The sequence below is a fragment of the Marinobacter daqiaonensis genome, assembly GCF_900115285.1.
GTDB lineage: Bacteria > Pseudomonadota > Gammaproteobacteria > Pseudomonadales > Oleiphilaceae > Marinobacter > Marinobacter daqiaonensis.
The window spans coordinates 59887-86028 of record NZ_FOYW01000001.1 but is presented as its reverse complement, the minus strand read 5'-3'; the positions used below and the strand labels follow the sequence as shown (position 1 = coordinate 86028).

The 26142-nt window shown below is 59.6% G+C and carries 19 protein-coding genes and 3 tRNA genes; 7 read left to right on the top strand and 15 right to left on the bottom strand.

The window, feature by feature from the left end; all coding sequences use genetic code 11:
* Nucleotides 1–99: 99 nt before the first annotated feature.
* From BM346_RS00395 to dbpA, 4 genes are all read right to left on the bottom strand, one after another.
* Nucleotides 100–1422 (bottom strand): sodium ion-translocating decarboxylase subunit beta, encoded by a 1323-nt coding sequence (locus tag BM346_RS00395; protein ID WP_092008349.1) that lies wholly within the window; start codon nucleotides 1420–1422, stop codon nucleotides 100–102.
* A 13-nt stretch (nucleotides 1423–1435) separates the two neighbouring features.
* Nucleotides 1436–3244 (bottom strand): sodium-extruding oxaloacetate decarboxylase subunit alpha, encoded by a 1809-nt coding sequence (gene oadA / locus BM346_RS00390; RefSeq protein ID WP_092008348.1) that lies wholly within the window; start codon nucleotides 3242–3244, stop codon nucleotides 1436–1438.
* Nucleotides 3245–3286: 42 nt separating this feature from the next.
* The gene (locus BM346_RS00385; RefSeq protein WP_092008347.1) at nucleotides 3287–3538 is read right to left on the bottom strand and encodes an OadG family protein; all 252 of its coding nucleotides are present in this window, start codon (nucleotides 3536–3538) and stop codon (nucleotides 3287–3289) included.
* Nucleotides 3539–3778: 240 nt separating this feature from the next.
* A complete protein-coding gene (gene dbpA / locus BM346_RS00380; RefSeq protein ID WP_092008346.1) occupies nucleotides 3779–5155 on the bottom strand; it encodes an ATP-dependent RNA helicase DbpA in 1377 nt (458 codons plus the stop codon).
* Nucleotides 5156–5256: 101 nt separating this feature from the next.
* On the opposite strand from dbpA, the gene BM346_RS00375 reads away from it, so the two are divergent.
* Complete coding sequence (locus BM346_RS00375; RefSeq protein ID WP_092013118.1) at nucleotides 5257–5796, top strand: DUF2058 domain-containing protein; 540 nt, start codon at nucleotides 5257–5259, stop codon at nucleotides 5794–5796.
* 74 nt (nucleotides 5797–5870) lie between these two features.
* On the opposite strand, the gene BM346_RS00370 is transcribed toward BM346_RS00375, so the two are convergent.
* The 7 genes from BM346_RS00370 to alaS form a co-directional block, all read right to left on the bottom strand.
* The gene (locus tag BM346_RS00370) at nucleotides 5871–7340 is read right to left on the bottom strand and encodes a hypothetical protein (protein WP_092008345.1); all 1470 of its coding nucleotides are present in this window, start codon (nucleotides 7338–7340) and stop codon (nucleotides 5871–5873) included.
* Between the two features lie 573 nt (nucleotides 7341–7913).
* Nucleotides 7914–7990: transfer RNA gene (locus BM346_RS00365), tRNA-Arg, on the bottom strand.
* Between the two features lie 370 nt (nucleotides 7991–8360).
* Nucleotides 8361–8437, bottom strand: a tRNA-Arg gene (locus BM346_RS00360).
* A gap of 171 nt (nucleotides 8438–8608) precedes the next feature.
* Nucleotides 8609–8699, bottom strand: a tRNA-Ser gene (locus tag BM346_RS00355).
* A gap of 183 nt (nucleotides 8700–8882) precedes the next feature.
* Nucleotides 8883–9083 (bottom strand): carbon storage regulator CsrA, encoded by a 201-nt coding sequence (csrA, locus tag BM346_RS00350; protein WP_092008344.1) that lies wholly within the window; start codon nucleotides 9081–9083, stop codon nucleotides 8883–8885.
* 184 nt (nucleotides 9084–9267) lie between these two features.
* Nucleotides 9268–10503, bottom strand: a complete 1236-nt coding sequence (locus tag BM346_RS00345; protein WP_092008343.1) for an aspartate kinase — start codon at nucleotides 10501–10503, stop codon at nucleotides 9268–9270.
* Between the two features lie 134 nt (nucleotides 10504–10637).
* Nucleotides 10638–13268, bottom strand: a complete 2631-nt coding sequence (gene alaS, locus BM346_RS00340; RefSeq protein WP_092008342.1) for an alanine--tRNA ligase — start codon at nucleotides 13266–13268, stop codon at nucleotides 10638–10640.
* A 217-nt stretch (nucleotides 13269–13485) separates the two neighbouring features.
* On the opposite strand from alaS, the gene BM346_RS00335 reads away from it, so the two are divergent.
* Complete coding sequence (locus tag BM346_RS00335) at nucleotides 13486–13980, top strand: RDD family protein (protein ID WP_092008341.1); 495 nt, start codon at nucleotides 13486–13488, stop codon at nucleotides 13978–13980.
* Nucleotides 13981–13983: 3 nt separating this feature from the next.
* On the opposite strand, the gene lptG is transcribed toward BM346_RS00335, so the two are convergent.
* Both lptG and lptF read right to left on the bottom strand, forming a co-directional pair.
* On the bottom strand, nucleotides 13984–15045 hold the full coding sequence (lptG, locus tag BM346_RS00330) for an LPS export ABC transporter permease LptG (RefSeq protein WP_092008340.1): 1062 nt from the start codon (nucleotides 15043–15045) through the stop codon (nucleotides 13984–13986).
* Complete coding sequence (gene lptF, locus BM346_RS00325) at nucleotides 15032–16141, bottom strand: LPS export ABC transporter permease LptF (RefSeq protein WP_092008339.1); 1110 nt, start codon at nucleotides 16139–16141, stop codon at nucleotides 15032–15034. Before lptF ends, lptG begins: the two co-directional genes overlap by 14 nt.
* A 272-nt stretch (nucleotides 16142–16413) precedes the next feature.
* On the opposite strand from lptF, the gene BM346_RS00320 reads away from it, so the two are divergent.
* The 5 genes from BM346_RS00320 to BM346_RS00300 all read left to right on the top strand — a co-directional run bounded on the left by BM346_RS00320 (nucleotide 16414) and on the right by BM346_RS00300 (nucleotide 22959).
* The gene (locus tag BM346_RS00320) at nucleotides 16414–17907 is read left to right on the top strand and encodes a leucyl aminopeptidase (protein WP_092008338.1); all 1494 of its coding nucleotides are present in this window, start codon (nucleotides 16414–16416) and stop codon (nucleotides 17905–17907) included.
* On the top strand, nucleotides 17894–18379 hold the full coding sequence (locus BM346_RS00315) for a DNA polymerase III subunit chi (protein WP_092008337.1): 486 nt from the start codon (nucleotides 17894–17896) through the stop codon (nucleotides 18377–18379). The genes BM346_RS00320 and BM346_RS00315 overlap by 14 nt, the downstream gene beginning before the upstream one ends.
* Nucleotides 18380–18569: 190 nt before the next feature.
* Nucleotides 18570–21422 carry a valine--tRNA ligase gene (locus BM346_RS00310; protein WP_092008336.1) on the top strand — a complete coding sequence of 951 codons (2853 nt, stop codon included), beginning with the start codon at nucleotides 18570–18572 and terminating at the stop codon, nucleotides 21420–21422.
* Nucleotides 21422–22375, top strand: a complete 954-nt coding sequence (locus tag BM346_RS00305) for a ketopantoate reductase family protein (RefSeq protein ID WP_092008335.1) — start codon at nucleotides 21422–21424, stop codon at nucleotides 22373–22375. Before BM346_RS00310 ends, BM346_RS00305 begins: the two co-directional genes overlap by 1 nt.
* Before the next feature lie 20 nt (nucleotides 22376–22395).
* Nucleotides 22396–22959 (top strand): cob(I)yrinic acid a,c-diamide adenosyltransferase, encoded by a 564-nt coding sequence (locus BM346_RS00300; protein ID WP_092008334.1) that lies wholly within the window; start codon nucleotides 22396–22398, stop codon nucleotides 22957–22959.
* A gap of 38 nt (nucleotides 22960–22997) precedes the next feature.
* On the opposite strand, the gene ampD is transcribed toward BM346_RS00300, so the two are convergent.
* Nucleotides 22998–23582 carry a 1,6-anhydro-N-acetylmuramyl-L-alanine amidase AmpD gene (ampD, locus tag BM346_RS00295; RefSeq protein ID WP_092008333.1) on the bottom strand — a complete coding sequence of 195 codons (585 nt, stop codon included), beginning with the start codon at nucleotides 23580–23582 and terminating at the stop codon, nucleotides 22998–23000.
* 71 nt (nucleotides 23583–23653) lie between these two features.
* Nucleotides 23654–25999: a DUF1631 domain-containing protein gene (locus BM346_RS00290; RefSeq protein ID WP_092008332.1), complete on the bottom strand. Its 2346-nt coding sequence runs from the start codon at nucleotides 25997–25999 to the stop codon at nucleotides 23654–23656.
* Nucleotides 26000–26142 lie beyond the last annotated feature (143 nt).

The window sequence follows — 26142 nt, the reverse complement described above, 5'->3', positions numbered from 1 at the left end:
CCCACCGGCCCAGTTATTCACAATCTAAGAGGTCAAAAACGAAAAAACCCCGAAAGACTCAATGTCTTTCGGGGCTTTCAAACTACCCAGTCAGAAAAATCAGCTCAGAAGCTTGATCATCACACCGGCAGCCACCGCAGAACCGATAACGCCGGCCACGTTCGGGCCCATGGCGTGCATCAGCAGGAAGTTCTGCGGATTGGCCTCAAGGCCTACCTTGTTGGAGACCCGCGCCGCCATCGGTACGGCGGATACACCGGCCGAACCAATCAGCGGGTTGATGGGCTCCTTGACGAAGGCGTTCATCAGCTTGGCCATCAGAACACCGGTGGCGGTGCCTACGCCAAAGGCAACGATACCCAGCGCCAGGATACCCAGGGTCTGGCCATCCAGGAACTTGTCCGCCATCAGCTTGGAGCCAACGGACAGCCCCAGGAAGATGGTGACAATATTGATCAGGGCGTTCTGTGCTGTGTTGCTCAGACGCTCTACAACACCACATTCCCTCATCAGGTTACCAAAAGTGAACATGCCCAGCAGCGGCGCTGCATCAGGCAGGAACAGTGCCACGGAGATCAGAACCACGATCGGGAAGATGATCTTCTCTTTCTTACTGACCGGACGCAGCTGGCTCATCTTGATGGCCCGCTCCTTCTGGGTGGTCAGGGCTCTCATGATGGGCGGCTGAATCATCGGCACCAGGGCCATGTAGGCATAGGCCGAGACCGCAATGGCACCCAGCAAGTGAGGCGCCAGAACACTGGACACGTAGATCGATGTAGGCCCGTCCGCGCCACCAATGATACCAATGGCAGCCGCCTCCAGGATGGTGAAATCCAGAATACCGAGCCAGTCCAGCAAAGCTGCCCCAATCACGGTACCGAAGATGCCGAACTGGGCGGCTGCGCCCAGCAGCAGCGTCTTGGGGTTCGCCAGCAAGGGTCCGAAGTCGGTCATGGCGCCCACACCCATAAAGATCAGCAGCGGTCCAATGGTGCTGCCAATGATCACCAGGTAGAAGTTATAGAGCATGCCATTGCCGTAACCGAAGTCCTGGGCCATGGCATTGGCCATGCTCACGCTGGTGTAGTCAGCATCCTTGTAGGCTACTTTGAACGCTTCCTTCACTTCTGGAGTAACCGCTTGACCGGCCTGGTAGGCCACGTCCAGCGCGCCCGCCAGCGCTGCCAACACTTGGGGCTTGGCAAAGTGGATAGCATTTTCCGCCGCAGACAGGGCCAGCCCGGCCTCCGGAATGTTCGCCAGAACGCCACCGAAGCCGATCGGCACCAGCAGCAATGGCTCAAAGCCCTTGCGGATTGCAAGGTACAGCAGACCCAGGCAGATGAAGATCATCACCACCTGGCCAATCTCGATATTGAACAGGCCACTGCCTGTCCATAATGTCATTAGTTTATCCATGGAATGCTGGCCCTTATGCGATTGTCAGCATTTCGTCGTCAGGAGACACGGCGTCACCGACCTTGATGAAGACCTCACCGATGGTACCGCCCCTGGGCGCCCGCACTTCGGTTTCCATCTTCATGGCCTCGAGGATGATCATGACATCACCTTCCTCGACCTGGTCGCCCGGGGATACCAGTACCTTGAAGATATTGCCACCCAGCGGAGCCAGGACGGCCTCGCCTTCACCCGGGGCGGGTGCGGCCGGCGGTGTGGTGGTTGCGGCCGCTGTGGGTCCGGAAGCACCGCCCTTACCTTCGATCTGACTGATCTCGCCACCTTCGGAGACAGCGACCACGTAGTCCTTGCCGTTAACTGTGACGGTATAGGTTTCCGGGCCACCGGCTTTCTTCGCCGGGGCAGAGGCCGCCGCAGCATCTTCTGCCGTCGGTACCGGCTCGAACGCGTCCGGATTGCCCCGATTCTCCAGGAACTTGAGGCCGATCTGCGGGAACAGGGCGTAGGTCAGAACGTCGTCCACCTCGTTTTCCGCAAGCTTGAAGTTCTTTTCCTCGGCCAGCTGCCTCAGTTCCTTCGTCAACTTATCCATCTCCGGCTCGATCAGGTCGGCCGGGCGACAGGTAACGGGCTCCTTGCCGTCCAGGACACGCTCCTGCAGTTCCTTGTTGAACGGAGCCGGCGCTGCGCCGTATTCGCCCTTGAGGATCGCAGCGGTTTCCTTGGAGATCGACTTGTAGCGCTCCCCGGTCAGTACGTTCAGTACCGCCTGGGTACCCACGATCTGGGACGTGGGAGTTACCAGCGGGATGAAGCCCAGGTCCTCACGAACCTTGGGAATTTCCGCCAGCACCTCATCGAACTTGTCGGAGGCATTCTGCTCGCGGAGCTGGTTTTCCATATTGGTCAACATACCGCCCGGCACCTGGGCAATCAGGATACGTGAGTCGGTCCCACGCAGACTGCCTTCGAACTTCGCGTACTTCTTCCGTACCTGACGGAAGTAGCTGGCGATTTCCTCCAGCAGTTCCAGATCCAGACCCGTATCCCGCTCGGTCCCTTCAAGAATCGCCACGACCGCCTCGGTGGGGCTGTGGCCGTATGTCATGGACATGGAGGAGATGGCGGTATCCACGTTATCTATACCCGCTTCAGCCGCCTTCAGTGCGGTGGCGGTCGACATGCCCGTCGTGGCGTGGCACTGCATGTGAATGGGTACATCCAGCTCTTTCTTGAGGCGGGTGACCAGCTCATAGGCTACGTACGGCTTGAGAATGCCGGCCATATCCTTGATAGCGATGGAGTCTGCGCCCATGTCGGCGACTTCTTTTGCCAGGTCTACCCACATGTCAATGGTGTGCACCGGACTGGTGGTGTAGGCAATGGTACCCTGGGCGTGCTTACCGGTCTTGCGAACAGCCTTGATGGCGCGATCCATGTTACGGGGATCGTTCATGGCGTCGAAAATCCGGAATACGTCGACACCGCTCTCAGCGGCACGTTCACAGAAACGATCCACTACATCGTCAGCGTAATGACGGTAACCCAGCAGATTCTGGCCCCGGAGCAGCATCTGCTGCTGTGTGTTGGGCATGGCTTTCTTCAGTTCGCGGATCCGCTCCCACGGATCTTCGCCCAGGTAGCGGATACAGGCGTCAAAAGTCGCCCCACCCCAGGACTCCACAGACCAGAAGCCGACTTTGTCGAGCTTCTCGGCAATGGGCAGCATGTCGTCGAGGCGCATGCGAGTCGCCAGCAGGGACTGGTGGGCATCCCGCAGGATAACGTCCGTAATCCCCAGCGGTTTCTTGGTGTCAGTCATCGTGTCAGCCTTCTGTTAAAAGGTTCTAATATTCTGCGCCGGTCACTTCTTGTGGCGGGACCGGTATTGGGCAATGGCTTTCTTGATTGCTTCCGCCGTATCGGGATCAACCTTGGCGGGCGCAGACGATTTGGCACGTGGCGTCCTCGCCGGTGTAGCCGGCTCGGGCGGCGCGAATCGGCCAATGATTTTGGACATGATTCCGGTTGCGAATACCAAAATAATCAGGAATACGAACACGAAACCCATGCCTGCGATCATCAGGTCGATCGCCTGAGACATCAGCTCACTCATAACATGTGCTACCTGTGTTGAATTAAATGATTATTCCCATCGAAAGGCCTTTCGTGGGGCGCTGTCACCACAATGAAAACCATTTCCATAGGCAAAAATCCTGCGTAATTTACCGTTTTATTCGTAGGGAGGCAACTAACTCACCCCCTGTAAAGCCGCATTTATTCAGCATTTCACAAAATTCAATCGGCAAAACCACGTATCAGTCTTACACGTTTGCAAAAGCCAGCAAAGGCCTGGCTATGCCATTCTCACCCGGAACTTGCGACCCTTGATACGGCCGGCCTCCAGCCTTTTGAGCGCCTTCGCAGCAACCCCAGAGTCCACCGCCACGAAGCTCTGGAAGTCCTGGATTGCTATCTTGCCGACCACACCAGCGGGCAGCCCTGCCTCACCGGTCAAGGCACCCAGGATATCGCCCGGACGAACCTTTTCCTTCCGTCCCCCAGCAATACACAGCGTAACCCGGGGCGGACTGAACGGTGCCGGCGGAACGGCCAGAAGAGCTGAACCGGGCAGAGGCTCGACAGCCTCACCCCTGACCTGCTCCAGTTTCGTGATTTTATAGGCCTTTGGCGGGGTGAAGAAAGTCACTGCAAGACCCTCCCGCCCTGCCCGGCCCGTCCGGCCGATTCGGTGGGTATGGGTTTCGGGGGAACGAGCCGGTTCAAGATTCACCACCAGTGGCAGGTCGTCGATATCCAGGCCACGGGCGGCGACATCGGTCGCCACAAGAACCGAGCAGCTCTGATTGGCGAACCTTGTCAGCACCAGATCCCGGTCGCGCTGCTCCATATCGCCATGAAGAGCCAGTGCGCTGAACCCCTTCTCCACCAGTGACGATGCCACAAGGTCGCATTCCTGCCGCGTCCCACAGAACACCAGGCAACTTTCCGGCTGCTCCTGGGAGAGCAGGCCCACGAGAGCCTGTCGCTCCTCGCCAGGCGCCACTTCATAGAAGACTTCCCTGATCGCCGGGGCCGGTTCCTCATCCCGGGTAACGGTGATGGTGACGGGATCCCGCTGATACTGACTGCTGAGGCGCCGGATCTGGTCAGGCCAGGTCGCGGAAAACAGCAGGGTCTGGCGACGTGGCGGGCACCGGGAAAGAATGAAGTCCATGGACTCCTGAAACCCCATATCCAGCATCCGGTCTGCCTCGTCAAGCACCAGCATCTTCAGGTCCTCCAGGGTCAGGGTCTCCTTATTAAGATGATCCTGGATCCTGCCGGGCGTGCCCACAATAAGATGGGCACCGTGACTCAGGGAGCCGATCTGGGGCCCTATCGGAACGCCTCCACAAAGGGTAAGAATTTTCACGTTGGATTGCGCCCGGGCCAGGTCCCTCAACGCGCGGGCAACCTGGTCGGCCAGCTCCCGGGTGGGACATAGCACCAGACCCTGCACCGAGAACCGCTTCACCTCCAGCTTTTCTACCATTCCGATACCGAAAGCCGCTGTCTTACCGGAGCCAGTGCGAGCCATGGCAATCACATCGCGCCCCTCGAGAACGGCGGGGATCGCCGCCTCCTGAACCGGGGTCGGGGTATCGAAGCCCAGCATCTTCAGGTTACGGAGCATGGCGCTGGACAGGCCAGGAATGTTGAATTCGGTCATGGGGGAAAATCCGGAGCGGAATGGCGGTTATGGCGAAGGCCCTGAGGCGTTTATACTACCGGAAATCCGACCTCAATTCCGAACCGTTAGTGGGAACGACCATGCCATCACTCCAGGATCAGCTGCTCAAGGCCGGCCTTGCGGACGAAAAGAAACTCAAGGCCCACCAGAAAGAGAAGAAGAAGCAGCGCAAGCAGCAGCCCAAAGGGGCAGTGCAGACCGACGAAGCCAAGCTCCGGGCCCAGGAGGCCCGGGAGGAAAAGGCCGAGCGGGACCGCCAGCTCAACCAGCAACGGAACGAGGAGGCCCGCCGCAAGGCCATTGCCGCCCAGATTCGCCAGCTGGTGGACACCAACCGCCTGAACCGGAGCCGTTGCGAGATGGACTACCAGTTCGTCCACGGCAAGAAGATCAAGAAGATCCTGGTGGACCAGACCATGACTGACCAGCTCTCACGGGGCCGGCTGGCGGTTGTGTTCGTAAATGACAACTATGAGGTCGTGCCGGAAGCGGTGGCCCGGAAGATCATGGAGCGGGACGCCGAGGCCGTGGTGGTGTTGCATGAACGGAGTCAGCAGGCGGACCGGGATGAAGAGGATCCCTATGCGGGGTATGAGATTCCGGATGATTTGATGTGGTGAACAGAGTGCGGCATTAAAGCTTCGTTAAAAAAAAGGGGGTGCCGAAGCACCCCCTTTTTCAACGAGGCTCTGCCTTAGTCGGCAGTGCCAACTGAGGGACAGGCCGGAAGACCCGTGCGGTCGGGCGAGGTATACTCACAGCCGTAGTTCTCCGCAGCCACTACCGCGGGATCAAGCACGACATCACCCGCCGGCTTCGCGCCACCGTTGACCCAGGTCAGCCAGTCGACAAGCGCTGTCTGGGTTTCCACGGGAGAAAAACCGCAGTGTGACGCGTCACGGATGGCCCGCTGCACCAGCAGATCCGCATTTCCGTTCTCCATCGCCCGCTCGCGGTAGAGTTGCTGATGCTTGAACGGCACGTAGAAGTCGCCCAGTGTGTGCAGGGTAAGAACCGGGACATCAAACTCGCCATTCACCAGCGGCAGCCAGCGAACACCATCGGTTCTCAAGGCGTTGGCCTTGGGATCCGCACTTTGCCGGGGAACCTGCTCGTTGAACGCCAGCTCAGCGGCGGTAGGCTCGTCCGCAGTGGTCCAGCGATAGACCTTGCCCTCGTTACCATAGTTCTCAAGACCAAGGATACCGTTGATGGTGCCGTCCCGGCCGCCGGTGCCCATGACGATGTCATTGTAGAAGGTCGCAAAACCCTGCTCAAAGATCGGACGATCGCCACCACTGAGGATCTCGGCCGCGGCCATGAGGCGCTCGCCATTGATATTCGCAGGTGAACTCCAATCCGGCGTTCCGTCCTCTTCCAGATTAAAAAGGTTTTGGATGATAGGTCCGGATGTGGCGATAAATGGACCTGCGAAAGTACCGATCAGTTCATCAAATTCACTGTGTGGCAGGTAGCCGTAGCCGGCAAAGGCCTGGGCGAGGCGAGTGTAATCCCCCAGCCACTGGAACTGATACTGCTCAGCCTGACAGAAAGGTGCCGCGCCCTCATAGGCGACAGGGTAATTGGTGCGTTCCATATTCTCACGATCAACGGCGGCCGCGGCCGTGTGCCCACCCATCGAGTAACCCGAAATAAGGAACTGAGTTGGGGCGTCGTACTGGACACTCCAGTCTTGCTCAAGATAGGTCATCATCTCGTTAGCAAGCTTGTTGGTGTCCTCAATTGCGGCCCTGACGTCGTAGTAATTGGCAGAGTAGGACGAGGCTGCCCAGGCGTAGCCGGCTGCCAGAACAGTTTCACGCCAAGCGTCCCCCGGGACAGTAACCGGAAGCGTTGAGCCGGTACCGGCATAACCATGGGTGTACATTACAACGCCACCATTCCAATCTGTTGGGAATTCAACAGAGTAAACAGCGGGCCCTCTATCGCCCTCGTAAGTACCGTAATAGGCAGCACTGGCATTGGCAGAAGCGGTGAACGAAATGTCAGCGGCGGGAGTAAAGGTGCGCTCGCTGTGCTCCCGGGTAAGATTCGGATCCGCGGTGACAGGGCCATTGTCGTCACTGTCACTGCCACATCCGGTCAACAGGAAAGTGCTCAGTGTGGCTGTGGTGACAGCCCACGTCAGTTTGTTCTTGATCAAGGTAAACCTCCAGCATGCATTTATTATTGTAAGCTGACAAAGAATTCCGCTAGGCGGAATATCATTTTGTACAACCTTGCAGTATTAAAGAGCAAGAGCTGTGATTCTGCTAATACCTGAGTATCTCCTATTTAGTAAAAATTGCGTTTCGAGTATTTTTTTGCAAATTTTGTCCATTGACCCAAAAAGAACACGTCAGCCGGAAGGCACTGCACGAAGCGTTTATTCGAACTGGCGTGGCTGGGAGGATATACGGGCCGGCGGCCTTTCCCTCTCGGCCTCCGTCGTTGCACGACAGCTTTCCTACGCACACGTCGTGTGCTCCGGTCGAACCTCTATCGGTTCAAATCCTCCCAATGCACAAAGCAGAACGCCTCAGCAGGAGGGGTGCTCCAGACTGAGGCGTTCTGTTTGATATGGCGCGGCTGGGAGGATTAGGCGGGCCTTCGGCCCTTCCCTTCGGGTCGTCGTCGCTTTGCGCACTACGGTCGAACCTCTATCGGTTCGAATCCCGTCAGACTCCGAGGTATACAAACAAAAAACCCCGCACGAGGCGGGGTCTTTTGTTTGATATGGCGCGGCTGGGAGGATTCGAACCTCCGACCGCCTGGTTCGTAGCCAGGTACTCTATCCAGCTGAGCTACAGCCGCGTAAAACTCTTAAAATTTGCGTCGAACTTTCGACCGCCTGGTTCGTGGCCAGGTGCTTTATCCAGCCGGCCGGCGCTCCGGGGAGCTACAGCCACGTAAAGCTTCTAAATCGAACCTCTTCCGGTTCAAATCCCATCGTACTCCAGAGTTTAACGCGTTCTCCGGGTTCACGATGAAATCGTGCAATAAGTGGCGCGGCTGGGAGGATTACTCAGGCCTTCGGCCTTCGCCCCTTCGGGGTCGTCGTCGCTTTCCGCCGACGTTCCTCCGTGCGTTGCGCGCACTGCGGTCGAACCTCTTCCGGTTCGAATCCCATCGTACTCCAGAGTTTAACGCGTTCTCCGGGTTCACGATGAAATCGTGCAATAAGTGGCGCGGCTGGGAGGATTCGAACCTCCGACCGCCTGGTTCGTAGCCAGGTACTCTATCCAGCTGAGCTACAGCCGCGCATCAAACTTTTTACTCTTGGTCGGGTTCCCGACCGCCTGGTTCGTAGCCAGGTACTTTATCCAGCCGGCCGGCGCTCCGGGGAGCTATAGCCGCGCATCAGACTTTTACTCTCGGTTGAATGCCACCCCAACCTGCTGTCATTCTTTCTTCGTATAACAGGAAGAAAGATGGCGGAGAGGGAGGGATTCGAACCCTCGATACGCGCAATGCGTATGGCTCCTTAGCAGGGAGCTGGTTTCAGCCACTCACCCACCTCTCCGGGACAACGGCGCGTATACTACCATAATTTTTCTGTTTTCATAGGGTTGACAGCGTTTTTTTCTCGCCGGCTTCGCCATCCCTTTTCTATCGTCCGCGCTAAAGCAAAAAACCGTCACAGCCAGCGGACTACGACGGTTTTCATCGTCTGCTTTCGCAGCGTCTGTATCAACGGGCAACCTGACTACTGGTTGCCGGGCTCCGGACCTTCTGGCTCACCCTTTTCGCTTTGGATACGCTGATAGATTTCCTCACGGTGAACGGCCACTTCCTTGGGGGCATTTACACCGATACGTACCTGATTTCCTTTTACACCCAGCACGGTTACGGTGACTTCATCACCAACCATCAGGGTTTCGCCTACTCGGCGGGTCAAGATCAACATGTCCTTTACTCCCTATTCCAGAGCTACCTGTTCCGACTTGAACAATTGGTTATAACTTTTACCGGGATTCAAACAGACCACAAAGTCGAACAATCCCTTGAAGGCAAAAGTGTGACGACTCGATGACCGTTTTGGTTCCCCTGTTATTGGCGAGACCCTGGCGGACCGACCTGTTTATCCGCCGCTATCGGGTCTCTGGCTCGGCTTTATCCAGCTCGAAGGCGCTGTGAAGCGCCCTGACTGCCAGCTCGAGATACTTCTCGTCGATCACCACCGAAATCTTGATTTCCGAGGTGGAGATCATCCGAATATTGATGCCTTCATTGGACAGCGCTTCAAACATGCGGGTGGCCACACCGGCATGGGAACGCATGCCAACCCCGACGATGCTGACCTTCGCGATCTTCGAATCGCCGCTGACCTCCCTCGCACCCAGCTCGTCCGCCAACCGCTCAAGAATTTCGTGGGTCCGCCTGAAGTCGTTGCGATGTACCGTGAAGGTGAAATCCGTGTGGTTGTCGGCTCCCACGTTCTGGACGATCATGTCCACTTCAATGTTTGCATCGCTTACCGGCTTGAGAATACGAAGCGCAATGCCGGGTGTATCAGGGACCCCTGCAATGGTCAGTTTGGCTTCATCTCGATTGAATGCAATTCCGGAAACGACCGGTTGTTCCATGGCGCTTTCATCCTCAAAGGTAATCAGGGTGCCCTCGCCCTCCTCAAAGGAGGATAGCACCCGTAAGGGCACATTGTACTTGCCGGCAAATTCGACGGCGCGGATCTGGAGGACCTTGGACCCGAGGCTCGCCATTTCCAGCATTTCTTCAAATGTGATGCGGTCCAGACGACGGGCGGAGTCCACCACCCGCGGGTCGGTCGTGTAGACCCCGTCCACATCGGTGTAGATCTGGCATTCGTCGGCCTTCAGTGCTGCCGCCAGGGCAACGGCCGTGGTATCCGAACCGCCCCGGCCGAGGGTGGTGATATTGCCGTTGTCATCCACGCCCTGGAAGCCCGCGACCACCACAACCCGACCCTTCTCAAGGTCGCCACGCATATTCTGCTCATCGATCTCACGGATGCGCGCCTTGGTATGGGCACTGTCCGTCAGGATTCGTACCTGGGAGCCGGTGTAGGACCGGGCATCGCAGCCCCGCTTCTGCAGGGCCATGGAGAGCAGCGCAATGGTCACCTGCTCGCCGGTGGAGACGAGCACGTCCATCTCTCTCGGCGCAGGCTCTTCCATGATCTCCCTGGCCAGGCCAATCAGCCGGTTGGTCTCTCCACTCATTGCGGAGACGACAACCACCACGTCATGCCCTTCCCCGCGGAATTTTGACACTTTTTCCGCAACGGCCTCGATCCGACCGGTCGAACCGACGGATGTACCACCAAATTTCTGAACCAGCAGCGCCATGATGTTCCTAACTATCCGGTCAGGGATACAAAGCGGCCCGATGAAATATCGGGCCGCCCCTAAAAAAATCGCGGAATTATAACCCCAGATCATTGCCAAATAACAGTGTTGGCAATCGGGATTCCGTATCGCGATCAGCCTGCGTTGTCTTCCACCCAGGAGGCCACACCTTCCAGTGCCGCCGGCAAAGCTTCCGGGTTGTTGCCGCCCCCCTGGGCCATATCGGGTCGACCACCGCCCTTGCCGTCCACCTGGCTTGCCAGGTGCTTCATCAGGTCACCGGCTTTCACGCGGCCAGTCGCGGACTTGGTTACGCCGGCCACCAGGGTCACCTTGCCATCCTCCACGGTAGCAAGAACCACAACCCCTTCGCCCAGCTTGTTCTTGAGCTGGTCTGCGGTTTCCATGAGTGCCTTCCGGTCAGCACCTTCCAGCTGAGCGGCCACCACCTTCAGACCCCTGACCTCAACTGCCGAGCCCGCCAGGTCGGCGCCGGCAGAACTGGCCAGTCGGCCTTTCAACTGGTCCACTTCCTTTTCCAGAAGACGGTTGCGGTCAATCACCGCCTGTACCTTTTCCACTACTGTGTCACGGCTGCCGCGGACCAGTCCCGCAACCTGGTCCAGGGTATTTTCGGTCTCGCTGACCCAGCGCAGGGCGCCGAAGCCGGTTACCGCCTCAATTCGCCGGACGCCGGCGGAAATGCCACTCTCGGAGGTAATACGGAACAGGCCGATATCGCCGGTGCGAGCAACATGGGTTCCACCGCACAACTCCACTGAATAATGATCAGACCCCATACTGAGCACCCGCACGGAGTCCCCGTATTTTTCTCCGAACAGGGCAATGGCGCCCTTTTCCCTGGCCCCTTCCATATCCATGAGATCGGTCTGGACCGGTGTATTGGCCAGAATCTGTTCATTCACCTGGCGCTCGATCTCCGCAAGCTGCTCCGCGGAAACCGGCTCAAAATGGGAAAAGTCGAACCGCAGCTTGTCCGGATCCACCAGGGAACCCTTCTGGCTGACATGGTCACCGAGCACATTGCGCAGGGCGGCATGCATCAGATGGGTGGCAGAGTGATTTTTCTTGGTGTCCTCGCGACGCTGGTGATCGATACGGGCGTCCACCTCAAGACCGGAAAAGAACTCCCCTTCCACAACCGTTCCGATATGGAGGTGGTTGTCGCCTTCCTTGCGGGTATCGTTCACCTGGAAACGGCCGCCGCTCCAGGTCAGCAGGCCGGTATCCCCCACCTGCCCGCCAGACTCGGCGTAGAAGGGGGTACGCTCCAGCACGATGACGGCCTCGTCACCGGCTTCGGCCGTCCTTTCCTCACCATTCACCAGCACGGTACGGATGGTTTCGTGACCGTCGATATGCTCGTAGCCGGTAAACTCGGTCTTGCCCTCAATGGTCAGACCGGCTGCGTTGTAGTCCATGCCGAACTTGCTCGCAGCCCGGGCCCGCTGCCGCTGCTGCTCCATGGCTTTCTCGTACCCTTCGTAGTCCAGGGTCAGGCCACGCTCACGGGCAATGTCGTTAGTGAGGTCCACCGGGAAACCGTAGGTGTCATACAGGGTGAAGATGGTCTCGCCCGGAATCTCGGTACCCTCAAGCTCGGCAATGTCCTGTTCAAGCAGGCGCAGACCCTTGTCCAGGGTCTTGGCAAACTGCTCTTCCTCCTGAAGCAACACCTTCTCGATCTGGACACGGCTGTTGACCAGTTCCGGATAGGCATCGCCCATCAGCTCCGCCAGAGGCCCCACCAGCTTGTGGAAGAAAGCACCGCTGGCACCCAGCTTGTTGCCGTGTCGGGCAGCGCGACGAATGATCCGGCGGAGCACGAAGCCACGCCCCTCGTTGGAGGGCATGACGCCATCGGCAATCAGGAAGGCGCAGGAACGTATATGGTCAGCCACCACCCGCAGGGAAGCCTCTGTGCTGTTCACTCCGCCCAGCATGTCTGATGCGGCCTTGAGCAGGTCCTGGAACAGATCGATCTCGTAATTGCTGTGCACGCCCTGTAGCACGGCAGTGATGCGCTCAAGGCCCATTCCGGTGTCCACGGACGGTTTGGGCAGCGGCAGCATGTCGCCATTGGCCTGGCGGTTGTACTGCATGAAAACCACGTTCCAGATTTCGATGTAACGGTCGCCGTCCTCCTCCGGGCTGCCGGGAGGTCCTCCCGCTACGTCGGGGCCGTGGTCATAGAATATCTCGGTGCAGGGACCGCACGGGCCGGTGTCGCCCATCTGCCAGAAATTGTCGGACGCGTAGCGGGCACCTTTGTTATCACCAATACGGACAATGCGGTCCGCAGGAACGCCAACCTCTTTATTCCATATATCGAAGGCTTCGTCATCATCGGCGTAGACGGTGATCCACAGCTTCTCTTGTGGCAGCTTCAGCCATTGCTCACCGGTGAGGAAGGTCCAGGCAAAGTTGATCGCCTCCCTCTTGAAGTAATCACCGAAGCTGAAATTACCCAGCATTTCGAAGAAGGTGTGATGACGGGCGGTATAGCCGACGTTCTCGAGGTCGTTGTGCTTGCCCCCGGCGCGGACGCATTTCTGGGCGCTTGTGGCACGAACGTAATCCCGTTGTTCACGGCCAAGGAACACATCCTTGAACTGGTTCATCCCCGCATTGGTGAACAACAGCGTCGGGTCATCCGCCGGAACCAGCGAACTGCTGGGTACAATGGTGTGGCCCTGCTGCTTGAAATAGTCCAGAAACGCCTGTCGCAATTCTGCGGTCTTCATATCACTGCCCTGGTTTATCGGTCATACGGTTGCGGAGATCTGCGGTGGGTAGTGTCCCGTTGCAAAGGCGCTACTCTAGCACACGGCGAATAACGGAAAAACGGTTTTGCCCCCGGGCCCCGTGGTGCCCGCACCATGCGGAAGCGAATTCGGCGGCAGAATACCTTTCGGGTTATACTCGCGAGCCGATGGCCCACCCACTGAATCGAGAGATGACATGCCCCGCCAGTTTCACAGCCCGGAAGAACTGTTTGAACCCGCCCCGCTGCTGAGGCGTCTGCTGGCGATGCTTTATGACGGACTGATCTGCATTGCCGTGGTCATGGTTGTCAGCTGGGCGTTCACCATGGCCCATGCCTGGATCATCGGTTTTGACCAATACATCGAACTGGCGGAAGCGGGGGAAATGGATTCGGGTCCCGGCCTGACCTTCTCCCTGGTGCTGGTTCTTTACCTTTTTTTCGCCTATTTCTGGACCCGCACCGGTCAGACCCTGGGCATGCAGGTCTGGCGAATCCGCGTGGAAACCCACTACGGCCGCTCCATCAGCTGGACCCAGGCATTGATCCGCTTCCTGACCGGTATCGCCAGCTGGCTGCTTCTGGGCCTGGGTTATTTCTGGATGCTCTGGGACGACACCAGCGAGACCTGGCCTGACAAGGCCTCCGGAACCCAGGTGGTCAGAGTACCGCCAGGGACGAAAATCCCCTGACCATCAGCCTGCGCGCCTCATCAGATAGGCCCCGAAGGCACCGCTGACCAGAATCGGTATCAGGATCGCCAGCACGGGGTTGAAGCCGAACACCAGGCTCATTGGTCCGAGAAGATCCTGCGCGTATTTGAAGAGCAGCCCCACGATCAGGCCGGTAAATACCCGGAAACCCATGGTGACTGACCTCAGTGGTCCGAAGATGAACGAAATGGCGACGATCACCATGACCGCAGTGCCCACCGGCATCAGCACCTTTTTCCAGAACGCGAGCCAGTAGCGGGCCGAGCTCAGCCCCTGCTGGTCCAGATAAGTGGCATAGGTATAAAGACCGGACAGGGCGAGATTCTCGGGCTTCACCACCAGCACGCTGAGCACATCCGGCGTCAGGCCGCTGTCCCAGCGTTGCTGCCCAGCCATTTCCCGGGTGGTTCCTTCGCGTTCCAGGCGCGTACGGCGTACATCCTCCAGGCGCCAGAATCCGCCCTGGTAACTCGCTCTCTCGGCGAACGTGGCGGAAGCCAGCCAACGCTCCTGATCGAACCGGAAAAGCGCGACTCCTTGCAGCAAGCCACCCGGCTGCACTGCATTGATGTGAATGAAAGTATCACCCTCGCGGTGCCAGACCCCCGTGGCGCTGGCAATGTTCTCACCGCCTCCCCGGGCGACCGCTTTCTGACTCTGGGCCAGGCGCTCTGCCGGAGGCGCCACGTATTCCCCGATCACCAGGCCAACCACCACAATAACGAGCGCCGGCTTCATGGCGGACCAGACGATGCGCCGGATGGACACGCCGGCGGCGCGGATCACTGTCAGTTCCGATGAACTGGCCATGGCACCCAGGCCAACCAGGCAACCCATGAATGCCCCCAGGGGAAGGTAGTCATAGATGCGCCGTGGCAGTGTGAGAGCCATGTACAGAACAGCCTGGAGGGCCTGATAGTCATTGCGGGTGTCGTCCAGCTCGGCAATGAAGCCGAACACCAGGTCCAGCGACAACACCACCAGAAGGACCAGGAGGGTGGCGGCGGCCACGTTGGCCATCACATAGCGGTCAAGCCGGCGCATGATTTCCTCCTTGCTGCTCCAGTCGGCGCCGGCGCAGCCAGTCGGGACCGAACTGCAACCACAGGCCCAGACCGAGGAACAACAGGTGCACCCAGACCATGCCGATCCATTCCGGGACCCTGCCCGAGGCAAGGGCATCCCGGGCGACGATCAACAATCCCAGGTAAAGGATATAGATCAGCATCGCGGGTAACAGGTGGAAAAAGCGCCCCTGGCGGGGATTGACCCGGCTCAGGCGCACCGCCAGCAGGGTTACGATGGGCACGATCAACGGCAACGATACCCGCCAGTGCAGCAGGGCCCGCAGCTCCGGGTCGTCGGACCGCCAGAGGGCCAGTGTGCTCATGGCCTCCTCTTCGGTTTTATCACCAACATCCACTTCCCGGATTTTCAGACCATAGGCCCCGAACTCTGTGACCGAGTAGTCAAGCTCACCGGGCAGACCCTCGAAACGGGCGCCGTCCTCCAGGACGAGGAAGCGACTGCCGGTGGCCGGATCCACGAACTGGGAGCCCACGTCCGCCACGATCAGACTCAGGCGCTCTTCCTCCTCGGAATATTCCGCCATGAAAACGCCGCGGAGTTCACGCTTGTCATCACTGAGACTCTGGGTGTAGGTCACCCTCTCTCCCGAGGAAAGGCTCTGAAAGCGCCCTGGCGCCAGCATTTCGAACTCGGTGGCCTGGCGCTGCTCGTTGAAGATCCGCTCCACCTGTTTCATGCCCCAGGGCGACAGCCACAGACTCATGACCGCCACTACCAGCATCACGAAGAAACCGGCAACCAGGGTCTGGCCCAGAATCTGGCGGTCACTGACGCCACAGGCGAACAGAACCGTCATCTCGCTCTCCAGGTACATCCGACCGTAGGCAAGCAGTATGCCGATAAAGAACCCGAGCGGGAGTATCAGCTCGAGGAATCCCGGAAAGCGATAGGCCATAATGGCGAACAGAACATCACCCGCCAGTTCCCCCGCCGCCGCATCCGCGAGATATTTGATGAACCGGCCACTCATGAACACCAGCAGCAGAACACCGGAAACGGCAATCATGCTGACCAGGGTCTGGCGTGTGAGGTAGCGAAAGATGATACTCAAGAAACGGCCTCTCAGGGGCTGGTACGCGCTGGATGAAGGTCCTGGATATGGCCGCTATTCTATGGAACCTCGCCATCAAATGACAGGGTGATGTCCTCGCCGTCCGGCAGCGTAAACCCAGGCTAAATGGAAGCCGGTGCTTGATAAATGCCAGCCGGAACCCGATGCTATAGGCACTGGTCCGAGGCTGTCGCACCGATATCCGATACCCGGCCTTCCCCGGGTGCCTCATTAACCGACGGGACCTCAATCGAAAATCTTCAGGAGTTGCCATGAATTTCACCCTCAGCAGCAAAGCGATTTCCAGTTCCAGAACCGATTGCCTGGTTGTGGCCATTCCGGAAAACGGCGAGTGGCCCGAGTCCACAATCCAGGCGGACGAGATCCTGGGGGGCCGGCTCAAGGCTTTGCAGAAGAATGGTGACATTACCGGCAAGAACGCCTCCACACTGATGGTGCCGGCCAGTGACGCGCCCTGGGCCCGTGTCCTGGTGGTGGGGACCGGCAACGACGCGGACCGCAAGCCGGCGGATTACCGCAAGGCCCTGGCCGCCATCGCCGGTCAGCTCAAGGACGGCCCATCAAAAAATGCCGTGATAGCGCTCACGGACACGCTACTTATCGGTGAGGAAGCGGTCACCTCGGAAGCGACCAAGCTGAACCTGATCGGCCGCACCCTGGAAGAACAGTTCTACTCCTTCACCGAATACAAGAGCGAGAAGCCCGCCAAGCGAAAACTGGTTAAGGTTACCGTGGTGGCATCCGGAACCGGCAAGGCGCTCAAGGAGGCTTTCGAGCTGGGCCTGGCCACCGGCCAGGGCATGAACTACACCCGCGACCTGGGCAATACGCCGCCCAACATCTGCCATCCGGTCTGGCTGGCCGAGCAGGCCAAGCAGATGGCGAAGGACTACAGCGTCATCAAGACGGAGGTCCTTGACGAAAAACAGATGGAAAAGCTGGGCATGAACACCATTCTGGCGGTCGGCAAGGGTAGCGCCCAGCCTCCCCGCCTGATCGTGATGGAATACCGCGGTGGCAAGTCCAAGGACAAGCCCTACGTGCTGGTCGGCAAAGGCATCACCTTCGATACCGGCGGCATCAGCCTCAAGCCCGGCGAAGGCATGGACGAGATGAAATATGACATGGGCGGTTCCGCCGCTGTCTTCGGTGCCATGAAGGTGCTGGCCGAGACCAAGCCCAAGATCAACGTGGTCGCCGTGATCGCAGCGGCCGAGAACATGCCGGATGGCAACGCCACCCGTCCCGGCGACATCGTCAAGACCCTGTCGGGCCAGACCGTTGAGATCCTCAACACCGATGCGGAAGGTCGCCTGGTTCTGTGCGATGCCCTTACCTATGTAAAGAAATTCGATCCGGAGACGGTCATCGATATGGCGACCCTCACCGGTGCCTGCATCATCGCCCTGGGCCACCACGCCACGGGCCTGCTGTCCAACAACGATGAGCTGGCAGGCGAGCTCCTGGCAGCGGGCGAACGCACCGGTGACCGGGCCTGGCGCCTGCCGCTGTGGGACGAGTACCAGGGTCAGCTGGACAGTAATTTCGCCGATATGCAGAACATCGGCGGCCGTCCGGCCGGCACCATCACCGCGGCCTGCTTCCTGTCACGGTTTGCCCGGGAGTATCGCTGGGCCCACCTTGATATCGCCGGCACGGCCTGGAATTCCGGCAAGGCCAAGGGCTCCACCGGTCGACCGGTACCTCTGCTGGTCGACTACCTGATGTCCCATGCCAGCAAGTAAAGTGGGCGATCCGGGCACCAGCGGGGACAGGAACCAGGCCTACTGGTTCCACATCCTCGCCGGCCCCTCGCCCGCTGATCGCAACCTCCATGCGATCCGGCTGGTGGACAAGGCCTGGCAACAGGGCGACCGGGTCTGCATCCTGTGTGATCAGTACAGTCACGCCGAGGAGCTGGACGAGCTGCTGTGGAACTTCAGTCCCGACGCGTTCATTCCCCATTGCATCGTTCCCGATTCCACCACGCGCTGCACGGATCCCGTTGGCATCCTGCTGTGCGAGCCGGTGGCGGATGACTGGGACACCGTGGTGATCCTGTCGGAGAAACTGCCGGCGGATGCCGACCGCTTCAGGCGCCTGGCCCTGGTGGCTCATAATGACGAGGCCGCGCTGAACGTGGCCCGCTCCCAGTTCAGGCAGCTTCGGGCACTGGGCGTGGAGCCCCGGGTCCACGATCAGCGGGCCAATCGCTGAGTCCGCCGGGGCTCACTTCTCCAGAAACAGAGCACCGGCATCCTGCCTGCCAGCGCCAACCCCCAACCGGCGCCTTACCAGCTTTCCGGCCAACAGACCGGGTTCGCCGCTGCAAACAGGACCATGTATAATCGCGACTTACCTTTTTCGTGAATCGTGAACTCAACCCATCGGTCCCAGCAGAAACTCCATGGAAAAAACCTATCAGCCAGAAAATATCGAGCGCCAGTGGTACAAAAACTGGGAAGACAAAGGTTACTTCCGGCCGTCCGGTACCGGTCCCTCTTTCAGCCAGGTGATTCCACCGCCGAACGTTACCGGCAGCCTCCACATGGGCCACGCCTTCCAGCACACCATCATGGACACCCTGACACGCTTCAAGCGCATGCAGGGCCATAATACCCTCTGGCAGGTGGGCACCGACCACGCCGGCATCGCTACCCAGATGGTGGTGGAGCGCAAACTGGCCGCGGAAGAAGGCAAGTCCCGTCACGACCTGGGCCGGGAGGATTTCATCAGGCGCATCTGGGAGTGGAAGGAGCACTCCGGTGGCACCATCACCCGTCAGATGCGCCGCCTGGGCAATTCCGTCGACTGGGACCACGAACGTTTCACCATGGATGATGGCTTCTACCGGGCCGTTCAGGAAGTCTTTATCCGCCTGTTTGATGAGGGTCTTGTCTACCGTGGTAAACGGCTGGTGAACTGGGATCCGAAGCTGCACACCGCCATTTCCGACCTTGAGGTGGAGAACAAGGAAGAAAAGGGCTACTTCTGGCATCTGCGCTACCCCCTGGCCGATGACGAAAAGACCCTGGACGGCAAGGACTACGTGGTTGTCGCCACCACCCGCCCCGAGACCATGCTGGGCGACACCGCGGTGGCCGTACACCCGGACGATGACCGCTACCAGCACCTGATTGGCAAGCACGTCATGCTGCCACTGGTTAATCGCCGGATTCCCATCGTCGCCGACCACCATGCCGACCCGGAAAAAGGCTCCGGCTGCGTGAAGATCACCCCCGCCCACGACTTCAACGACTATGCCGTGGGCAAGCGCAACAACCTGCCCATGATCAACGTGATGACCATGGACGCCCACATCCGCCCGGTGGCCGAGGTGTACAACGCCGATGGCAGCGAAAACGCCGGGGTCGACGGCACCATGCCGGAGGCCTATGCCGGCCTGACCCGGGAGGAAGCGCGAAAGGGTATTGTCGCCGACATGGAAAATCAGGGACTGGTGGAGCGGATCGAGGATCACGTCCTGAGCGTGCCCCGGGGCGACCGCTCGGGGCTCATCATCGAGCCCATGCTGACGGACCAGTGGTTCGTGGACGCCAAGACCCTGGCGAAGCCTGCTATTGAAGCGGTGGAGGACGGTCGCATCCAGTTTGTTCCCAAGCAGTACGAGAACATGTACTTCGCCTGGATGCGGGACATCCAGGAATGGTGCATTTCCCGCCAGCTCTGGTGGGGCCACCGCATTCCGGCCTGGTATGACGCCAGCGGCAACATCTACGTAGGCCGCGACGAGACGGACGTGCGCCAGAAATATGGACTGGCGGCGGACCTCGAACTGAGCCAGGACGAAGACGTGCTGGACACCTGGTTCAGCTCCGCCCTGTGGACCTTTGGCACCCTGGGCTGGCCGGAAGCGACCGAGCGCCTGAAAACCTTCCACCCCACCGATGTACTGGTGACCGGCTTTGACATCATCTTCTTCTGGGTTGCCCGGATGATCATGATGACCATGCACTTCATGAAGAACGAGGACGGCACTCCCCAGGTTCCCTTCAAAAAGGTGTATGTCACCGGCCTGATCCGGGATGAGAACGGTGACAAGATGTCCAAGTCCAAGGGCAACGTCATCGACCCGCTGGACATGATCGACGGCATCTCCCTGGACGATCTGCTGGAAAAACGCACCGGCAACCTGATGCAGCCCAAGCTTGCGGAAAAGATCGCCAAGCGCACCCGCAAGGAGTTTCCTGAAGGCATCTCCGCCCACGGTACCGACGCCCTGCGCTTTACCCTGGCTGCCATGGCCACCACCGGGCGGGACATCAACTGGGACATGAAGCGCCTGGAAGGCTATCGCAACTTCTGCAACAAGCTCTGGAACGCGGCCCGTTACGTGCTGATGAACACTGAGGGCGAGGATTGCGGCGTCAACGACGAGCCGGTGAACCTGTCACTGGCGGATCGCTGGATCATCGGCGAGCTGCAGCATTGCGAAGAGGAAGTCATCCGTCACCTGGACCAGTATCGCTTTGACCTGGCGGCCTACGCGCTTTACGAATTCATCTGGAACGAATACTGCGACTGGTACCTGGAACTTTCAAAGCCGGTGCTGAGCGACGAAGGCGCCAGCGTCGAGGCCAAACGTGGCACCCGGCGTACCCTGGTGCGGGTGCTGGAGGCGGTGTTGCGTCTGGCCCACCCCATGATGCCCTTTATCACTGAGGAAATCTGGCAGCGCATCGCCCCTCTTGCGGGCAAGACCGGCGACAGCATCATGCTCCAGCCATTCCCGCAGCCGGACACCAGCAAGCAGGACGCTGCCGTGGCCCGGGACATCGAGTGGCTCAAAGGTGTGATCGAGGCTGTGCGGAACATTCGCGGCGAGATGAACATTTCCCCGGCCAGACAGATTCCGGTACTGCTCCGGGGCACGGATGCCGACGACACGCGCCGGATGGAGGACTACCGGCAGTTCCTCATGTCCCTCGCCAAGCTGGAAAAGCTGGAGTGGTTCGAAGGCGACAGGGCGCCCATGTCGGCCACACAGCTGGTGGGCGAGATGGAAGTTCTGGTGCCGATGGCGGGCCTGATCGACAAAGAGGCTGAACTCAAGCGCCTCGACAAGGAGCTGGACCGCCTCCAGAAGGAAATCGGTCGCCTGGAAGGCAAGCTGGGCAATGAGAAGTTTACCGCCAAAGCGCCCCCCGAGGTGGTGGAGAAGGAGCAGGAGAAACTCCGTGACGCCCAGGGCAGCCAGAAACGACTGAGCGAACAGCGGGCCGAGATTGAGGCCATGTAATGGCGTCCCTGGCCCTGCAACCTTCGTCCCGTGAATTCGCCCCCGGCAATGGCTTCATTGCCATTCTCGGGGCGGGTTCACTGGGACGGCTGCTGAGCGCCCTGCTGCCACCGGAACGTACCGGCTTTATTCGTCGCCCCGGGAAGACGACACCTCCAACCCTGGAATACCGATTTTCCAGTGTTGACGGAGACACCCGTCCGGTCACTCGTTCCTGGCTGGACGAAAGCCGGCACCGGATCGGACTCCTTCTGGTCACAACCAAGGCCGGTCATACCCTGGACGCGCTCGACGCGGTGATGGACAGGCTGCCAGGCGAATGTCCGGTGGTGCTGTTCCAGAACGGCATGGGCAGCCAGCAGTGGGTGGCCGGACGCTGGCCTGAACGACCCATACTCGCCGCCAGCACGACCGAGGCGGCCCATCGGCCCATGCCTGAACAGCTCGTCCACGCCGCCACCGGTTATACCTGGGTTGGGCCTCTTACACCTGCTGCAGTGCCCTGCACCGACCGCGTGGTCCGGGAGCTGACCCTGACGGGTCTGGACGTTCGTGCTGATGCACAGATCTCCGAGCGACTCTGGGAAAAGCTGGTGATCAACGCCGGCATCAATCCCTTCACCGCCATTCTCGACTGCCCCAATGGCGATATCCTCGACGCGCCCCTGTTCACCCGGAACATCGATGGCCTTTGCCTGGAGCTGAGGGCCCTGATGGCTGCCGAAGGAATGACAGCCCCTTCAGCCAGTACGCTGCGACAACGGATTGAGCGTGTCGCCGGGGCAACAGCCCGCAATACCTCGTCAATGCGGGGGGACATCCTCAACCGGCGCCCGACCGAGATCGACTATATTAATGGCTACGTGGTTCGTCGCGCCCGGGAGCTTGGTCTGGAGGCACCGGTGAACCAGATGCTGACGGAACGGGTAAAAGAGCTGGTATCTCATCCATAACACTGACCGGAGCTTCTTCCATGGGAAACCGACTTTCCAAAATCTATACCCGGACCGGCGATGACGGGTCCACCGGCCTTGCCGACGGCAACCGCATTGCCAAGAATGCCCAACGGGTGGAGGCCATGGGCACGGCCGACGAGCTGAACTCACACATCGGCATGCTGATCGAACTGCTGGAAGGAGAAAACGACATCGCCGAGCTGCTCCTGCGCATCCAGCATCACCTCTTCGACCTGGGAGGAGAGTTTGCCATCCCCGGCAGCCGGGTGATCGACGATGGCCACATCAGCTGGCTGGAAGAAACGCTCGACAGGTACAACGCCGACCTGCCCGCTTTGAAGAACTTCATCCTTCCGGGCGGCACTCCGGCAGCGGCACAATGCCATCTGGCCCGGGCCGTGTGCCGACGGGCGGAGCGTGTGGTGGTCGCCCTCAGTCACGAGGACTCCATCAACCCGGACTCGCGGCATTACCTGAACCGGCTTTCGGATCTCCTGTTCGTGGTGGCCCGGGTGCTGGCCCGGCGCAATGGTGGTGAAGAAGTGCTCTGGGAGCAGCATCGCTCCGGTATCAGAAAGTGATCGGACTCCGCAGGCTTCCCGGGAAGGTCATCCGGTAGCTACCGTTGTTCCGCCAGCAGGCCCATGAACCGATCCCAGTCGAAAGCCGGACCGGGGTCGGTCTTGCGGCCAGGGGCAATATCGCTGTGGCCGGCGATACGCTCTGGCGTGATCTCTGGCCAGGCCACCATGATTTTCCGGGCCGTGACGGCAAGCTGGTGATATTGGGCTTCGGTATAGGGGATGGTGTCGGCTCCTTCCAGCTCGATGCCTACGGAATAGTCATTACACTCCTTTCGACCGCAGAAGATGGAACGGCCCGCATGCCATGCCCGCTCCCTCAGGCTGACAAACTGTACCAGTTCGCCGTCCCTGCGGATGAGCAGATGGGGCGATACCCGCAGGGCAGCAATCTCCTCGAAATAGGGATGCACTGAGGTATCGAGCTTATTACAGAAGAAATTCTCGATGTGAGGCCCACCGAACTGTTCCGGAGGCAGGCTGATGTTGTGAATCACCAGTAGCGAAACATCCTCCGCATCCGGCCGGGGACCGTAATTGGGTGACGGGCACCAGCGGGCGGAGGGTAGCCGGCCGCTTGACCTTAGCCTGGAGGGAAACTTGGGGAATTGAGGGGCAGACACGGTTTTCCTGCTAACAACGGATCATTACCCCGAATTGAAACACAAAGCCGTCGCCGGGGCGAACCAGCGGTTCAGTCCCGGCGGTTGTGACGGAGATTGTCGATGATGGACTCCAGGGCACGGTCGAAGATCAGGCCATCATCCAGCATGGTAATGCGGCCCTGTGACAGCGCCAGTGCCAGCTCATCCTGCAGGTACTCCGCCACCTTCGCGCCATTGCGGTTGACGAAAATGTACTTGCCGGTCGCCCGGATAATCGCGGCCAGCTTGCACCGCAGGCGGCCATTGTCACGGGGCATCTCCACCCAACAACCCACTCTCAGGCCGGCGGCCTTCTCCACCCACTGTGGGTCCGGAGCTGGCACTGGAGTCTCCCCGGCTTCGGGCGTCTCTCCTGAAGGCTGCTCCAGGGCGGGCTCGGCAGCGGCAACGGTGCTGACTGGTCGGGATGGCACCGGCTCCAGGTGATCGGTTGCGATCGGCTGCCGTGTTGATACCTGGCTGTCTTCCGGACTGTTACCGGACTGATCTGTCGCGGCCGTCTCAATTTCGTTCTCCGGCAACAGGGCCTCTGGCTCCGGGTTGCGGCCTCGGTTTACCAGGCCCTGGAGCACATCCACGTGAGCCAGCTCCAGATCCCGGATGGCGGCATCGATGGCAAACGGATCCCAGGAAATACTGTGCAGGCCATTGCGAAGGGCATCGGTGATTTTCGGGATGGTCCTGAGAAGCTCATCCCGTGTGCCCTCTTCAACAGGCTGGGGGTCAAGACTCCAGGCGAGACGACTGGTGAGCTCAAGTGCCTGTTGCCATTCCCTCGAATCCTCACCCTCCCGCAGGAAAACCCATTCCAGATACTTTCGCCAGGGCTCGTTCACGAGGGCAATGGCCCTGTCCGGAAGCTGGTGGATGGCCAACAGCTCGTCCAGCGAAGCACGCACCCGGCTTCTGGCCAGCTCGTGCTTCGCACGGCCTTCTTCGGCATCCCGAAGACGCTGTTCCACCAGTTCCCGACGCCGCCGGTCCAGATCCATGAAGTGCTGGAATTCCTTCAGCAATTCCGTGAACAGCCCGACGTTGTCCGTGAACTCGTTCAACAGCCGGTCCACTACACTCTCAACCTTTTCCCGCAGGGGATCACGCTGATTGTCGCTGCGCGGAGTCCAGCCGATTCCCGCCATGGCAAGTTCGTTCAGCAGCTTACGGGCGGGGTGACCACCGCGGTTGAAAAAGCTCCGATCCATCAGGGCCACCTTGAGGACCGGAATCTGAAGACGCCCGATCAGCATTTTCATGACCGGGGGCAACTGCCGGTCATCCAGTATGAATTCGAAAAGCATGGCAACCAGGTTGATGACGTCGCCATCCACCTGGTTCACCGGCAGACGCTGGTCCGGGCTCTGGTTGAGCACACGGCTCAACAGCACCGACAGCGGCAGAACCTGCCCTTTCTCGCTGGTCATGGTGGAACCCTGGAGACCACCAAGCCTGCCCATCAGGTCTTCGGTGGCCAGCTCCATAACTGTTCCGCCACCGGATGTGGCATTGCCCCCCAGGCCGGCGGAGCTGCCGGTATCGTTTCGATGAAGGAGTTCCGTCAATTCTGAGAAGGTTACCGAGGATTCCGGATCGGTTCCGGGCCCGCCCCGCTCACCCCTGTCAACCTCAACCTGCCTGCTGCCGGAAGATTTCGGTACCGGCCGAGGACTGGCCTGCCGCTGCCCCTTCCGCGGTGCACGCTTCAGGTCCGGAAGCACGCCCTCAGCCACCAGCAACTGATTGGCCTCCCGGTAAAGGGTGTCGAGCCGGTCCACCAGCAGCCGGTCGAACAGCTTGATCACCACCAGCCTTGCACGAATGTCGATATCCAGCTCGCCGCTGGCCTCGCCCAGACCGGTGCAGATAACCTCCGGAGATAATGGCATCTGACGGTCGGCCAGGTCCTGCAGGCCGGAAACCTGAGCGATTCGGGCGCTCAGCAAACGCACCGGCTCGGCATATCGGGTGGCCAGCTTGTTGACCAGACTTTCGATGGCGACTTTCTTTTCCAGCTCGCTGTCGTCGAGTATGGACAGCGAGTCCTGGTCCACTTCTTCAAGACCCCTGCTGCGGGGCATCGGATCAAAGCGACCGATCTCGTTGAAGGCGCGGGCCACCCAGTTAAGCATGGTGCTGGTCATGGTCTTGCGACGCAGCCTGAGTTCCCGCATGGCGTCAAAGTAAGCGACCTGGTCCTGGTTGGACCCGGCCCGGTCCGCCATGGAGAAGAGCACGTCGTCAGCCCGGTCGAAGAATTCCGACATGACCGTCACCAGGGAGCGGGCAGAGGCGTCCCTCAGGCGGATCAGGGTGGCGGGTAATTCCGCGCGCGATCCCTGCGCCTCTCTGAGACTCACTACCTTGCTGTCCTGTGCCATGGCTCGGCCCCGTTTTACATTGGTTAACACTCTGATTACCTATGATATGCGCTCCCATCGTCAATATGTGTCAGTTTTTGTCACCATTTGTGAACAGTCGAACCCCGTCACACTTTCCAACCTTTATTCCACTTTTTCAGCGT